Annotated in this window: 14 protein-coding genes; 8 read left to right on the top strand and 6 right to left on the bottom strand. The window is 43.2% G+C overall.

The features are described 5' to 3' along the window. Positions 1-10: 10 nt before the first annotated feature. The gene (locus REIFOR_RS03385) at positions 11-1351 is read right to left on the bottom strand and encodes a putative HlyD family type I secretion protein (protein WP_158524275.1); all 1341 of its coding nucleotides are present in this window, start codon (positions 1349-1351) and stop codon (positions 11-13) included. Then, positions 1341-3611 carry a peptidase domain-containing ABC transporter gene (locus REIFOR_RS03390; RefSeq protein WP_100256225.1) on the bottom strand — a complete coding sequence of 757 codons (2271 nt, stop codon included), beginning with the start codon at positions 3609-3611 and terminating at the stop codon, positions 1341-1343. The genes REIFOR_RS03385 and REIFOR_RS03390 overlap by 11 nt, the downstream gene beginning before the upstream one ends. Before the next feature lie 85 nt (positions 3612-3696). On the opposite strand from REIFOR_RS03390, the gene REIFOR_RS03395 reads away from it, so the two are divergent. Both REIFOR_RS03395 and REIFOR_RS03400 read left to right on the top strand, forming a co-directional pair. Next, a complete protein-coding gene (locus REIFOR_RS03395) occupies positions 3697-4101 on the top strand; it encodes a transposase (RefSeq protein ID WP_100256226.1) in 405 nt (134 codons plus the stop codon). Continuing rightward, a complete protein-coding gene (locus REIFOR_RS03400) occupies positions 4098-5186 on the top strand; it encodes an IS3 family transposase (protein WP_100256227.1) in 1089 nt (362 codons plus the stop codon). The genes REIFOR_RS03395 and REIFOR_RS03400 overlap by 4 nt, the downstream gene beginning before the upstream one ends. 535 nt (positions 5187-5721) lie before the next feature. Here the strand turns inward: REIFOR_RS03400 and REIFOR_RS03410 are convergent. From REIFOR_RS03410 to REIFOR_RS03425, 4 genes are all read right to left on the bottom strand, one after another. Further along, entirely contained in the window at positions 5722-6045 is a 324-nt protein-coding gene (locus REIFOR_RS03410) for a hypothetical protein (RefSeq protein ID WP_100256229.1), read from the bottom strand. A 36-nt stretch (positions 6046-6081) separates the two neighbouring features. Further along, positions 6082-6639, bottom strand: a complete 558-nt coding sequence (locus REIFOR_RS03415) for a toxin-activating lysine-acyltransferase (RefSeq protein ID WP_158524276.1) — start codon at positions 6637-6639, stop codon at positions 6082-6084. Continuing rightward, positions 6639-7115, bottom strand: a complete 477-nt coding sequence (locus REIFOR_RS03420; RefSeq protein WP_100256231.1) for a toxin-activating lysine-acyltransferase — start codon at positions 7113-7115, stop codon at positions 6639-6641. Before REIFOR_RS03420 ends, REIFOR_RS03415 begins: the two co-directional genes overlap by 1 nt. A gap of 1673 nt (positions 7116-8788) precedes the next feature. Next, complete coding sequence (locus tag REIFOR_RS03425; RefSeq protein ID WP_100256232.1) at positions 8789-10159, bottom strand: Fic family protein; 1371 nt, start codon at positions 10157-10159, stop codon at positions 8789-8791. Positions 10160-10461: 302 nt separating this feature from the next. Here REIFOR_RS03425 and REIFOR_RS16840 point away from each other — a divergent pair, with 302 nt between their 5' ends. The 6 genes from REIFOR_RS16840 (at position 10462) to REIFOR_RS03450 (ending at position 15311) form a co-directional block, all read left to right on the top strand. Further along, positions 10462-10602, top strand: a complete 141-nt coding sequence (locus REIFOR_RS16840) for a hypothetical protein (protein ID WP_158524277.1) — start codon at positions 10462-10464, stop codon at positions 10600-10602. Positions 10603-11377: 775 nt separating this feature from the next. Beyond that, the gene (locus tag REIFOR_RS03430; RefSeq protein ID WP_100256233.1) at positions 11378-11734 is read left to right on the top strand and encodes a Cif family virulence factor; all 357 of its coding nucleotides are present in this window, start codon (positions 11378-11380) and stop codon (positions 11732-11734) included. Between the two features lie 116 nt (positions 11735-11850). Further along, a complete protein-coding gene (locus tag REIFOR_RS03435) occupies positions 11851-12546 on the top strand; it encodes an HAD family hydrolase (protein WP_100256234.1) in 696 nt (231 codons plus the stop codon). Positions 12547-12568: 22 nt separating this feature from the next. After that, complete coding sequence (locus REIFOR_RS03440; protein ID WP_100256235.1) at positions 12569-13015, top strand: NUDIX hydrolase; 447 nt, start codon at positions 12569-12571, stop codon at positions 13013-13015. 93 nt (positions 13016-13108) lie between these two features. Beyond that, a complete protein-coding gene (locus tag REIFOR_RS03445) occupies positions 13109-13573 on the top strand; it encodes a GNAT family N-acetyltransferase (RefSeq protein WP_100256236.1) in 465 nt (154 codons plus the stop codon). A gap of 736 nt (positions 13574-14309) precedes the next feature. Further along, positions 14310-15311 carry an IS110 family RNA-guided transposase gene (locus tag REIFOR_RS03450; RefSeq protein WP_100256237.1) on the top strand — a complete coding sequence of 334 codons (1002 nt, stop codon included), beginning with the start codon at positions 14310-14312 and terminating at the stop codon, positions 15309-15311. Positions 15312-15483: the final 172 nt, after the last annotated feature.

Consider the following 15483-nt stretch of genomic DNA (forward strand, 5'->3'; position numbering starts at 1 on the left):
CCATTATTCCCTACGACGGTTCACTTAAGGCGTTTTTAAAATACTTCGTAAATGGATCAAATATATAATTTATTAGTCGACGTTGACCTGCCTTTATCTCCACACTTAGTTGTAGCCCAGGTCGAAGAAAGGTTTCAGGTGTTTTTACATCCAACTCTGTTATCGAACCCGTCATACGATAAATTCGAACACCATTGACCACTTCGGATGACTCCGATACGAAACCAACAACACCATGTATTCGACCGTGGTCTTCAGGATTGTTGCCCAGCGAACTGGCCCGAAACTCCATCCCTGGTTCCACCCAAATGGCATAGTTGGACGGTATTTGGATCTCAATCTGCAAGTCGTTTTCATCGAACTTAGGGCGAAGAATTGTAAGTATTGAACCAGCCTCAATCACTTCATGTTTACCGCGCGCCAAAACCTGATCGACTATGGCTGGAAAGGGTGCACGAATAGTCATGTCTGTTCGTTTTCGTTCCTGACTTGCCAACAGGCTGCGCGTCTGTTGGTATTGGTCCAGTTCGTTTTGAAGTCTTACTAAACGATCCAACACAAAATTATTCTGAATGTTGACACTTTCTAGGTTTAGCTTTTTAATTTCATTTGCTGTGTTTTTCAAGTCAGCATCTCGTTCCTGCAGGCCAGATCTCAATGAGAAAAGTATTCCTTTCTGCGTGTCGACATTGTTTTGGCTCTCAATTCCCTGTTTCCTTAGTCGAGTGAGTCGCTCGAACTCAGTCTGCTCGAGTTCAAATAATTCCGTAGCAATGTCAAGTTGGTTGTTAATCGCGCTCTTTCGAGTCTCAAGGCCTTCAATGTTTTGGGCTATCAACGCAAGTTTGTTTGGCAGCGAATCAATTAGATATTCATGGTAGCCCGCCCCTTTAACTGCGTCGGGGACCTCTTGAATTGAGTTGCTCAAACTTGCCAATGTTTCTGCACTTAACCAATCTTGAATTTGATAATAGTCCGTCCAGACAGATCGGCTGATATTGCCCAGTTGCTGGGCAAGTCTATTTATTTCAAGGTCTAACATTTCGGTATCCAGCGTTACCAATGCATCTCCCTGTGCAACAATGGCCCCATCTGTAACATAAATACTTTCGATAAAACCTGCCTCCGAGTTCCTAACTTGAAATAATTTTGCTTTAGTTTCTAAAATTCCTTGAGCGGGGACGATTTTATCGACCTTAAAAATTATGGCGCAAGCCATGGCAATAACAAGTATGGTGATAATTGCCCCAGCCATTATCTTTAAATCAACTGGAGTATTGAACCGTTTTGCATACTCTGGGTTATCGCTCAGCAAATTAAGTGAATGGATTTCCTTAAAGCTATATTCCATTGGAAGCCCCATGGTCCGCTGCAATGTTCGAACTATCGTCCTTTGATATCGATGTCTTCAACTCTTCCCGGTCCAGCGAAGCATCTCTTTTGAGCATGGCATCCCACATCGCTTTGTAGCTATTCTCATAAGTAACCAGTTCTTCATGAGTGCCGACAACTTCAATTTGACCCTGTTGCATTACGACGATCCGGTCACAGTAGGATAAAGTATTCAAACGATGCGCGATTATTACTCCGGTCTTGCTTTGACAGGCCCGATAAATTGTGTCTTTTACCTTTTCTTCCGTTTGGTTGTCCAGAGCACTGGTGGCTTCATCGAACAGAAGAATGTCGCTATTACGGACCAGCGCCCTGGCTATCGCCAGTCTTTGCCTCTGTCCGCCAGAAAGGTTTGCACCGTCCTCCGATAGGTTAGTCAGCATTTTTTGTGGCATTTCATCTACAAAGTCATTGCTTCCTGAGGCTTCTATGGCCGTTTGTATTTCTTCAATAGATGAATTTAATCGACCCAGATGAACGTTTTCTAATACTGAGGTGTTAAAGAGAAAATTTGTCTGCTGCACAGATGAAATACGTGAATGCAATACTTCGGGAGGGATTAAATCAATATCGTATCCATTTATCTTAATTTTTCCTCTTGTAGGTTTATAAAACCCCAGTAGAAGGTTTGCTAAGGTCGATTTACCCGACCCGGAACCACCGACGATACCAATAATTTCACCCGGTTGAATGGATAAATTAATGCCTTTTAGTACCAAGTTGGCCTCGATGTCAGATTCTGACACGTTATTCGATGGATACCTAAACCAAACATCTTGGAATTCAATCGTTCCGTTCAAATCGAGTGCTTCTTTTTTAAATGTCGGGTTTTTTATCTGAGCAGGCTCAAGTTCCTCTAGTCTTTTCTTAGCGATTTTGAAGGTTTCCCAGCCGCTAGCGGTCATCACTAGTGATATGAGAGGATTCACAACATTCCCGGCCATCATATTAAAAGCAATAAGTTGACCGATACTCAGCTCATTAGCAAAAACAGCTTGCGCACCAAAAAAAATTATAGAAATTGTTATCAGTTGGCTTTGAAAGTTGACAATAGCGCGCACTAGATGGCTTAGCTTCGCTATGTGAAAATCACCATACAAATTTGTTTCTAGGCTAGTGTTGATTCGATGCTTAAAATGCGATTCGTTAGCCAGCGACTTTATCGTTCGCATGCCTTTGACCATTTCAATCATTGTTGATTGGTAAGTGGCGTCATAGGAATAGGACTGCAGAACTCGTTTGCGTAACGATTTTAGAGAGAAACTGACGGTTAGAGCCATTAAAACTCCAATACCTAGGACAAGCATAGACAGCATTGGGCTATACATAAATAAAATGGGTAGTACCACAAAAAGAGATACGAGAGAGACAATGGAGGAAAGTAATTGTCTAACTAAAAAATTTGCGGATTCTTGTATTTGATCGACTAGTTTTGTTAAGTCGCCAATTTTATGCCTGTCAAAAAACGGGACTTCCATGGATAGTAGTCGTGCAAATACTTCTTTTCCGAGTCCATTCTGATATTTCGCAAAAAGAATGCTTTCTTGGTAATCCTTAAAGCATTGAAGTACATTTGTAGCTATCGCCCCTAGCAGAAGTAGGATTACAATTACAATTAGGGATCCGTCTGCCGAGTAGGGTAGGACTTTATCTGTAAAAGCCTGAAAGCCTAGCGGTGTAGCCGTACTTAATAAAGCAATTAGTGCAGATGTACCAACTATTATCTTCGCTGATTTTAATTGCCTGAATAGATGGTTTAATACAAAACTAGTATTGTTATTTCTTGTTGTTTGAGGATTGTTTGATTTATGACGCCGCAATACTAGGGCTGATTTGGCTAGCTTAAGGTCCTTGGTGAGTTCTTTTAGAGTGCCTTCATATGTATTTATTGCATTATTAATATGAAAATATTCTTTTAGTACATATTTCTCATTTTTACCTTTTTCACCTATAAACGAATCTCCATCCCTAGAAATAAAAATCCAAACTTGAGTTTTTGAGTTTGATTCTGAAAGGTCTTTATTAGGTAGCCAGAAATATTCAAGATTGTCTATAGTTGATAATTTTTCGCATAGTGTGCTTACTGAGATATGATTTCTATCAATGTACTTACTTAATGCCAAGGTTACCTTATTTGAAAATGATAACGAAAATAATGCATGTTCTATTTGGTTTAAACATAAAGCCTTTAGTTTGGATGGTAATTTTTCTGCAAGCATCACAGCCCTATGTGTCAACCTGATAGCAGACACTCACCAAGTGAGTTAACATACATTTAGGGCCCCGGTATCAGGAACCACCACTATGCCAAAACCAATAGAAACTCGCGAAAGTTCTCAGATTCAACCCGCCCCAGAGCTGGAAAAGCGGACCCGTCGGCGTTTTTCAACCGAATATAAACTCAATATTATTGCCCAGGCCAATCAGTGTGCTCACGGAGAGCTGGGACAGTTGTTGCGTCGAGAAAACCTTTATAGCAACCAACTTCAGCAGTGGCGGAAGGAGTTGTCCCAACGTGGACCAGAAGGTCTGGCTAAAACGAGCCCCGGCCCTCAAGCGTCCAAAAGCGCGGATCAAAAACGTATCGAACAGCTTGAAAAAGAGAATGGCCGATTACAGCGGAAGTTGCAAATATCCGAGGGTTGCTTAGATCTCCAAAAAAAAGCCTTTGCCATGATCGAACAATTCCAGGATGGCGACAAGAAATGATGTCCTTAGTGGAACATCGCGATCCAGTGATACCGTTGGTTCCTGCTTGCAGGGCGTTGTCGCTCAGTCGCAGTGCCTTCTATGGTCGACGTCCTGCGTCATTGGAACAGCCACAGCGGACCGCTCGACATCAGTGTGTTCAGCCTCGGGCGTTAAACGACTCGGAGAACCAAGCCGTCCTGGCCGTACTCAATAGCGATGAATTTTGTGATCAGCCCCCTTACGAGGTTTATCAGCAGTTATTGCAGCAAGCTATTTATCTGTGCTCGGTCAGTACTATGTATCGATTGCTTCGTCGCCAGCGTGCGGTGGGTGAGCGCAGAAAGCAACGCCCCGCCCAGCATCACGCCATTCCACGCCTGCTCGCCACCGAGCCGAATGAGGTCTGGACGTGGGACATAACCAAACTAGCGACTCAGCAGCGTGGAAAATACTTGTCTTTGTATGTGGTGATCGATTTGTTCAGTCGCTTTGTAGTGGCATGGATGATCTCACGCAAAGAAAACAGTGCACTCGCCCAACAGTTAATGGATGAAGCGCTGGTGCGATATGGCGTGGGACCGGGCCAGCTGACCATCCACCAGGATCGCGGAGCGCCCATGACCGCGCATAACTATCTGGAGCTCATGGGGGAATTTAAGGTGACCAGTAGCCACAGTAGACCGCGCGTCAGTAACGACAATCCCTTTAGCGAAAGTCAGTTTAAGACCTGTAAATATCAACCGGATTATCCGGGGGTTTTTACCAATGTCAGTCATTCACGCCAGTGGTTTGAACGCTATTTCGATTGGTACAATTTTGACCATCATCACAGTGGGCTTGAAGGCTATACGCCCGAACAAGTGTTCACGGGTCAGCATGAAGCGGTGCACGCTGAGCGCCAGAAGGGACTCGATGACCAGTATGGGAAGCACCCCGAACGGTTTGTGGCAGGCCGGCCCTTGGCAGCCCGACCACCGAGTGAAGTTGCCATTAATCCCATTACGCCTCAGATGCTTGAAGAGGGAGCGCCGAACATGGTGAATTTCCCTACTTTGCCAGTGGCCCAAAATATTCTAATGAAAAATACTTTAATTTTGGACTGACTGTCCAAAACAGGTTGACACGTTCCGACAGTACCTAAAGTGTAATCTATAAATCCACGTATTAACTTTACTGTGGTAAGAATATTAATATTTATAATATATTAATCCACGTATTAACTTTACTATGGTAAGAATATTAATATTGATAATATATTAATGTATGTAAGATATTTATGGTTATTTAATTGTGCCTATTTATCGGTAAATATTTTACATTATGTTTCTGACTTGGATGATGTTAATTGGTAAAAGAAGAGAAAATTTATTCTCTCTTCTTTTTAGAAAGCAATTAACATTATCGGTATTGCATATTATCTTAAGCTAGATCCATTTAACTAAAGTTCCTAAACCTAGGGAAATCAGCATCAGTATCGAGAGCTCCATCGAATATGGTGATAGCTGAATGTCTTTGCTAAATAACCTATATAACTCAGAGTGAAATATAAATTTTTCTCTTATGCAGAAGGCTATTAAAAATCCAAATCCTAGTGCGTAAAATAGATTCGATAATATCTGTTGCATTATAGTTTCCATATCATATATCACAGACACCTGTGGCTTGATTAAAAGCGACACCGATATTCCATCCGCCTACAGCGGCGACGGTTAATACGCTAGCCCCTACCGCTGACACGGTGGCAACGGCTGAGGAGCTTGTAGCGGCGGCTCCACCTGCCAGCCCCATTGCACCTGTTCCGGCTGCAAGTGCGCCTAACTCTTTCACGCCGACATAGTTGCAGCCAACCTGGGTGCTTTTCTTTTTCTTTTTCTTGTTGCCACCACCACCACCACCACCACCACCAAAGGCAGCACCACTTACACCCGCGACGAAGTTGACTTGCTTATATACTTTAGACATACTTATGTATCCTTATTGATTAATATCCATTGGTTACTAGGGTTCGCCATTTGGCGGTATTCTGCGAGTACTTGTCTTGGTCGGACGTACTCGCTGAATTTTTTTATTGCGGCCTGTTAGGCTTGCAATTTCATGTTGTTCTTTGGTTATCGATTCTTTGAATTCGAAACCTTTCCAATAGTAAACTTTCCGAATAGAGCCATCCTTATGTCGACCCAAGCTAAATGCGCGGTTCCTTGGGAAGACATTTCCTCGCAAATCATTCAAAATATTTTTTGTGTGCCCCCAGGGCGCAACAAAGTCTGCAAACATTAGGTGATTCCCACCTTTCCACTGTGATAGTTGCAGATCACCTTCGTCATTTAATAATTTTTGTTTTGCGTCCTCGTTTAACCAAGCCCAGGTTGCAAAGCCAACAGGGTTTCTATTTTCATCAAAATATATTTTACTTTGGCCGTGGAGCAGTGCTGGCAAGACGTCTTTGTCAACACTCCATAGTGGCCATTGGCCATGGTAATCAGCGTGCTTCATTAACCACATCATCATGCCTAGAGCTTCGTGGTACTCGATATTGGGTGAAATAGAACTGCTCATTACCATAACTCCCTAACGGTTATACCTTCGCCGATCCGTTGAAGTAAGTGCGCATTTTTGAATGTTTTAAGCTCATTTTTTAGCAAGCGAAGCATAAACAGAGGCGTAGCAAAGGGGCTCAAGAATTCGAAAAACCAGAGTTGAGTTCCGTCTTTGTCGTCTAGCTTACGGAATTTATTTGCATCTAAGTCGAACTGCGAGTGATGCGTCAGAAGGTTTTGATGATCTTCATCGCAAAGGTGTATCCAACTTGCGAATCCATAGGGTCGATTTCCCTCATCTAAAAATATTTTCCCCTGTCCTTGCTCAAAAGAAAGGAGAATTGTTTCGATACAAGATTCAACTGTTAGTTGATTGTACATTGAATGATTTATTGCGAGATCGGTCACAAGACCAATTGCTTGATAGATAGAAAGTTGACCACCCTTACCAGGAGTTACAGGCCGCAAAGGGCTGGTTGGCGCATCCGTTCTCATCTTTTACATCTCCCTTACTACTGATTTTATGTCGAGAATCAATTCATCGACATTTAATTTCCTGTTCTTGATTACGATATTGCGGTCGAAAAATGTTTTGTCAATAAAAATAAAAGTTACATTTAAAAATCTATTATCACTGATACAAATTAAAATTTGGAGGTTTTTTACGTTTAGGTAAACGTATTTAGTTCCTGTAAAATAACCTCCGATAAAAAAATTATTTTACTTATCTAGTTTCGGCGTTTGCCGGAAGTCACTCTATTTTTTCGCCTTAGATTCTTGCTAGTTAATGATACAAATAGGCCTCCTTCAAGATTGAAATTCATTGTGGGTGGAGTATTTTCATATTTAGGTTAATAATCAGACTTATGCAGTAAGATATGTATTGATTTTTATGTATAAGTATTAAGGCTATCTACTAGTTGTAAGAAATTACTGGTTTTCTGAGGAGTTCATTCGCTTGTTTGACAGGAATTACTACCTAAAGGCAAACAAATCGCTAGTCCTGGTCGCTTGCCGTCGGGAAAGTATGACTGGATTTTTTTTAGTATCGATACAATATAACGATAGAGGATCCTGTGAGGGTATCATCCATAAATTCGGCATAACTACCTTAGTGTTCGGTGAGCTGTGCTGAAAAAGTCAGTTCTACTTCTGTTCGGGCGCGACATATAACCTCACACAGGAGCGACGGACCCAATGTAGCAGAAGTCTAAGGCAGCAGATTTAACTAAAATTTAGGTGCCAACCGTTGATATGATTTGTTGGTCTTTTAAGTGTGCGGGAGTTTTGATGGAGGTTGATACAGTACACCGCGACGGCTGTGGACTTAGTACAATGATCGGAACAATAAGAGGAAACTCTGTATAACAACCACAATGGTGTTTTGTTTAGCCGCGTAGGGCTCAGATTTAAAATCGTTTATAAGGTCGGGTGACGGCATCTCAGGTAAATTTTTGCTAATTCATATTTCCCGCCGAAGGTGTTCAAAATTCTGTGTCACCCAAGCTTCAAAGCGCGATGTGATCGTCCAGTCGTCCTGCAAAATGTATCGCCAATTGTGACAGCGTTAGATTCCTATTTTCTACTTGATGTGTCCAGCGTTCCGATGCTTTGAGGAAATCATGGGGTCAGAGCCGTTGATTTGGTACTGCTACTTAGCTGTTCGCAATTGTGCGTGTTCAACGTACAAACCGTAACTGACTCGCACTCACGCCCTCCAACAGGGGGGGGCATGAAAATCAATGGCTCTGCCCCTTTTGATTTGGACACCCACTTTAAAACTCACCGACTTTGCAACTTAATGGGCCCTCAAGGTCGTGATGATTCTCTCTATTATCATTGTATTTGCTCCTTGTGCGTCGACCATCCTTAAGTGGCATACATGTCTTTTTGGTCAGGATTGCGGCCATTGGCGTAAGCTTTAAAGTGGGTGTCCTATTAAGTCCGACTATTAAGTCCGGTAACAGAACCTTTATGTTCTACGCTGTTTGTCTCCAGGCCCCTGTCTTCGTAGAGTGTTCCAGTAAGGCTACCCATCTGGCCCTCGCATCTTTTGATTTTTCAGTTCAGTCATCCCGCCTCGGTAAACGATACAGGCCTCTGCGTCCTTATGATTGGCGGCTTGCAGAGGACTCAGTCGGTTCTAAACATCAACTGCTGTCACAAAATTAATTTTGCGAAGACCTGTGCGCTGCCTTCCAAGCTGAAAACTCAGACGGCCTCAAACCATAGCGTGCCAAAACACCCTCGTGTAATCGCCTGAGTTCTTCAACAATAAGCGCTTGAAGCTCACCTTGCTCAGATGCGGGAATTTGTTCAGCTACCGCTTGTTGGATTGCAGCGAGTGGATCCAACTCTGTATGGGTAACAACGTCGTGGATGATCTGTTTGATAACGTCTCGCCAGGCTAGGCGCAACGGATCGGGCTCCGCCAAATCTTGCTTAATGGCCAAGTATTCCTGGGTTGAGCGTTCATAGGCCCAAACATAAAGATCGCGCAGCAGCTCAACACGGGTCATTTCATATACACCCAGGGTCGCACGACTGTAAGCCTGTTCAGGTACATCCAGAAACGTTAGTGGACATAGGTTAGCGCGAAACAGCGGCAGGTTTGTTGCCAGGCGGGAGGTACGTTTATTAATATCAGCAAAGGGCTGCAAATAGGGTAAGTGCACCATCATAAAAAAAGACTGCTCAAACGCATCGGTAATTTGGTTGGCTTTGTTAAGCAGTAACCCGAACGTGTCTTCTATTTGACCTGACACCGACAAGGGTCGGTAGACACTCTTACCAATATCCACTGCATGTTGGCGTATGCGCCCCTCATCAGCCGGGTTGGGCAGTAAGTTTTCCGACAATGCGCTGTGGAGATTCATTAGGGTGTAGCGGTTGAACTGCGCCGTATCGATGTTTTCCACTAACAATTCAATGGCAGACTTATGATTCAAAATCATTTGGGTCTCAAGAGCTGCTTTGCCTTGTGCTGACTTCCCATGTTCGATGAGTTCGCGCGTATCAAGTCGCGTGTAGGTATTACCTTCTAGATTACTCGACGCCCAAGATAGATCGATAAGTAAGCGATTTGAAATGGTGCGACTGTAAGTCCCTGCCGGCTGATGACCATCGGTGGTTTTTCCCATCTTGTGTAATTGACGCCGAAGTGACTCGGATAGGTACCAGGTTGTATTAGGACGATAGGCATCCAGAAAGTCACGCTGATAGCCTACGGGTTTGCGGGCAACAAGAGGTTGATCGATGTACCTCAGTATATCCTGACTGTCTGCAGACAAAGGGATGAAATTCGCTATACCGTCTGGTTTGCTCCACTCAATGCCAATCTCAGTCGGGATGTCAGTACCGAAATACTCGCGAGCGCGACCCTCACCGTGTGCGAAAATCCTGCCATTTTCAATAAGCTTGGCTATCTGGCGCTGTGCTGTGCGCCGGGCAATACCGGGGTGCTGCGTCAAGAGCTCGGCCAGAGTCACGCCGCCTGAGGTTTTTATAATACTAGCTAATAGCTCGTTGGTAGAGGACATAGGGTTTTGGCGCAGTTTAAGGATGTTGGGGCGCAATTATGGCGCAGTTTCTAGAACTGCGCCAGTTTTGTTGAGTTTTATGGCGCAGTTTAGCCAGGCCCTAAAATCCAGAGCCACTTCTCAGGGGCTCTGGGGATATTTGGCCTGTTCAGCCACAAGCAGTCAGGAACCCTGACATGAGAGACTTGTAGAATAGCTTTACATTGAATAACCTCAGTATTGATCTAATGTAATACAGCCCTGCAGCCCTATAAAGGGACGATTTTAGAGCGTTGAACCTAATTGCACCTAATTGCACCTAATTGGACACCCACTTTAGTGATTTGCTGGTCGCCCTGCACATCAACCAGCTGAAGGCCCTTGGCGTTAAAAAACTCGGTGCCGAGGGCATTATGGTTGAGCCAGGTTTTGCCGAAGGCGGTCTCGAAGACCTCAACCTCTAATTGGCTGGCATCGCAGTTCTCACTTATCTGGACCACTTATCTGGACAACCACTTTAAGACTTACCGACTTTGAAACTTAATGGGCCCTCAAGTTCTTGACGATTTTCTCCATTACCACTGTATTTTGCACCTTGTTGGTCGACTATCTTAAGTGGTATCCACGTCTTTTTGGACACAATTACGGCCATCGGCGTAAGGTTTAAAGTGGGTGTCCTATTAAGTCTTTGGGTGTCCTATTAAGTCTTTGCCTTCCGAATAATCTCGGCTAATCGAATGACCCGTCAAAGTCTGTGCTGTTTGATGTACAGGTTTTCGCGTATTTTGAAATGGCGGTCATATGTCCGTAATGTTTTATGGTTAGGCAGTATATTCAGCCAAATTGAACAGATAACCAAAGGTGGAATTTGAGCTGAAGCTCAACATTAGAACAAGTCTGCTGGAAAAGCCGGGTTTTTCCGGGCAAAAACAGCAGGTGCGACTTTTGCCGGAACCGCTGTCTAATCGGCCGATATTCGATACTTAAAAGTGTTAAATATGTAGTACTCCCAAGTAACAGATTCACAAGAAAATATTCGAAATCTATCCGCACTGCTAATCAACCCCGACTGCGGCTTTTGCCGAGTCTATTCAATTGACAGAAACCCCTGAAGGCGGCAGGCTCTCTAGCTTGTAGTAGGGTTTGAGACTTTGTCAGTTAAGGCAAAACCGGAACCCGGCAAAAACGGCTAGAGCCGAGAAACAAGCTGTTAACTGTCATCAATAATTTTGAGAGCATATGGATATCGATTTTGCGAAGAGCTTTTCAGAGGAATGGATTCAGTCGTGGAACTCCCACGATATAGAGAAGATTATTTCCCACTATGCAGAAGAGTTAGAGTTCAAATCCCCTTTGATCGTTGAAAGATATTCCGACCCAGATGGAATCATCTATAAACGAGAGAAGTTAAAGGAATACTTTCTTATTGGCTTAGCTAAGAACCCTTCACTGAAATTTGGATCAAAGCAGGTATTGTTGGGTGTAAATTGCTTAACTCTGTACTATCAAAACGCGAGAGGTGGAGAGACTGCTGAGCTTTTTGAGTTTAATGAAAGTCATAAAGTTATAAGGTCTGTGTCATGTTATTCATTTTAGCGGGATACAGTTAACAAGTGGCAGTAACAGACTCGTAAAACTGTCACTTTTTGTGCAAAAGGCCGCACAAAAGCTGCCAATTTAACTCACGGCTATGCTAGGCGTTATGGACCATTATGTATAAGGCAATAGTATTTGATTTTGGAAATACGATAGCAAAATCAGGTCCGTTAGCGAATGCTCTTAAAGCTGTGGTTGTCGACGAGAAAGCTTTTGTTGTAGGAAAGCAGATTGAAAAGGAAATTAGCGATCTATATAAGCCAGACCAGATAAAACAGCCCGAGTGGACGGATATTTGGGCGCGTTGCTTTCAGAAGTCAGGGCTTACATTTAGCGAGGGTATTGGTCGTAGGCATTTAGAAGAATTTTGTCGTTCTAACGAAACTTTGCCGAACGTAGAAGAAATGCTAATAGAGTTAAAGAGAATCGGATTTAAGTTGGGCTTGTTGTCAAATGCTACCGGCCCTAAAGAAATCTTCCAGAATGATTTAGAAACTCGTGGGTTGGCAAAGTACTTTGATAGTGTTGTTTGGTCTTGCGCAATTGGTTATAGGAAGCCGTCTCGTAAAGCTTTTGAGGCTGTTCTTGGTCAATTGAGTGTTAGGCCCGAAGAGACGCTCATGATTGGAGATTCTGAAATTGCTGATATTGAAGGAGCGACTGAAATGGGTATGGATGCCGCATTGGTAACACCAAAAATAGATGTTAAAACAAATGCGAAATACCAGGTGGCTATGGATCGACTATTTGAGGATGTACTAGCCATAACAAATACAGGCAGTGGACGCGAAAACCGCGCGACACAGCTGTAAACGTTAAGAGCATGAATGAATAATGAGACAGCCCTTTTCTATAAATGTATTTCTCTACCGTGTTGAGGAAGGAAGCATTCAATTCTTATTGCTGAAACGAATTCAACGTTCGGAATTTAGCTTGCCTGCTTTTTGGCAAGGTGTTACTGGTGGCATGGAAGAAGGCGAAACGTTTGAAGAAACAGCTGGTAGAGAAATATTCGAAGAAACTGGTTATAAGCCAAATTCGATTGAGGCTGTAGGTTATGAGTACTCTTTTCCTATTAAAGATGAATGGCGTATTTCTTACGGTTCAGAGCCGATGGAGATACTAGAGAAAGTATATTGTGCTGAAGTAGAAGGTGAGCCTGTGTTGTCAGCCGAACACAGCGAGTATAAATGGGTTTCAGAATCTGAAGCTATGGAGCTGATGCACTTTGATACCAATAAATTGGCGATTGAAGCAGCAAATAAGTGGCTTAGCTCTTAACAAGCCAAGGTTGGGCATGCCCGCTAAAACCGCTCCGCGGCGGGCATCGGACTCACTACCATTCGCCGCAACTTAGGAGCGTTAACTAAATATATGAATATAGAATTTGCTAAAGTTGAACATTCAAAAAGGCTTTCTGAAATGGTCTTAGCTGCAAGCGAAGAGCTTCGTGGAATTGATTTTAATGAAGAAGGCTGGGAACGCTTTGTTAACTCAAATACAACAAGTGAATTTGAAGCCAAACTAAGCAAGTCTGAACTTATCATTTTCTGTTGTTTAGAATCAAATTGTATAATTGGTTTTCTATCACTAAAAGACAATGAAAAAATAGATCAACTGTTTGTAGCTCCTGAAGCTAGAAATAGAGGAGTTGCATCATCTCTTTGGCAACGCGCAAAGAAAAATGCTATTGAAAATTCTTCTTCCGGTATGTTTTGGGTAAGGTCTTCAAGTGTTGCTATTCCCGTATATCAAAAATTTGGCTTCATGTGTGAAGGTAATCGCCAAAGTTTTGGTGGCATAAAATTCCAACTAATGCGGTTAGAAGTAAATAGTTAACAAGTCGACGCAGCACCAGTCGCTGCGCTCCTTGGACAGTTTTTAAGTCGCAGTTTTATGGTTTTGCTGCGCAAAAGTATTCGATAAAACCACAACTTAAAAACTGCCGCTGAACTCAGCGTTAGGCACCCGAGTTACCCAAAATTAGTAGACATCTTCTATAGCTAGGCAGTCGCATTTGCCTGTTGAATAATCTCATCTAACTGAAAACCTGTTAGATCCTGTAACACTAGCGCAACGAATATGCGCCTGTATGGCTTTTTAACTGATCAGTATCATTCTCTTTACGTTAATAACCCATAGCCAGCCAAATTGAAAAGATAACCAATGGATCAGGGTGAACTGCATCGCAAAAGGTTAAGGTATCTGAAGGAAAAGCCAGCTTTTTCCGGGTTAAACCAGCAGGCGCCGGTTCTGCCCGGGAGACTGTCTAATTGGGTTATTTGATACTTAAAGAGGTGCTATATGTAGTCCTCTAAAATATCTAATTTTAAAGGACTTTATCAAAATCAATCTGCAGTACTAATCAAACCCACTTGCGGCTTTTGCCGGACGTGTTCAATTGACAGAAATCGGTGCAGACTCCACAATATCAGGTATACAGTCGGTTGTGAGTGTTGATTTGATCGGACAAGAGTGGCACCCGGTAGAAACGGTTAGATCCGAGAAATAATGGTATGGACCTCTCTCCTGTATACTGTGACTCACCAATGTGAGGAACCGTGAGGAGAGCATCATGAAAGACGTCGCAGCTTTTTGTGGGATTGATATAGCCAAGCACTTAATCTCAGTCCACCTTGAAAATGAAGACCGGAAAGTAATCAGTCAAAAAAACATGCGCCGAGACAGCGTATTGACATTTTTTTCGAACATGCCTCCTTGTTTAATTGGTATCGAGTCATGTGGTGGTAGTCAGCATTGGGCAAGAGAATTAAGAAAGTTTGGTCACGATGTTAGACTGATGAATGCAAAGTACATCATTCCATATCGACGTAAAGGTAAGAATGATTTAAACGATGCCGAAGCAATTTGTGAAGCGGTATCGCGACCAAGTATGAAATTTGTTGCTGTCAAAACAGAGCAGCAACAATCTATATTGATGGTGCATCGTTTACGGCAACAATGTATATCGCATAGAACGTCGCTGAGTAACCAAGTTCATGCGTATTTATTGGAGTTTGGCATATCGCTTCCGAAAGGTGCCAAAGCGATCCATAAAAACCTGAGCGCTATATTTGAGAACTGTGAGTTAAACCCTTTAGTTGTCGAAATGCTGCATGAATTGCTCGCGGCCATAGCAAGAGAAGAAGAGCGAGAAGCATACTTTAATAAACGCATAGCGGATTGGGTGAAGCACGACGAGCGAGCCAAGGCTTTGCTTAAATTGGACGGAATAGGTCCCTTGAGTGCCTCGGCCATTGTTGCTACAGCGGGTGATCCGTCCTTCTTTGAAAATGGTCGGCAGTTTGCGGCCTGGCTCGGATTGGTGCCACGGCAATATTCGAGTGGGGGAAAGAGTAAGCTAGGTGGGATTACCAAAGCAGGTGATCGATATTTAAGGACATTGCTGATTCACGGAGCCCGATCGGTTTTACTGATGGCGAGTCGAGGGAAAGGACAACAGCGTGAATGGGTCAATCAGTTGAGAACGCGGCGCCCTGAGAATGTTGTTGCAGTAGCAATGGCGGCAAAACAAGCACGTATGACCTGGGCGATCATGGCCGGTAAAGTAGTTTGAAACTAAAATGAATTATAGATAATAGGATCTTCAACGATTTGCGCACAATGAGATGAATGTCAGCCAGACTGACTGTATTAGGCCCTGATAACAGCTTTGATACTTAGATGTCGTAGTAATAATGAGGGCAATGCAGGCAAATACCATCTTGGTCACTCAAAAAGAGTGAAAC

It is taken from the genome of Reinekea forsetii (genome assembly GCF_002795845.1).
GTDB classification, from domain to species: Bacteria; Pseudomonadota; Gammaproteobacteria; order Pseudomonadales; family Natronospirillaceae; genus Reinekea; species Reinekea forsetii.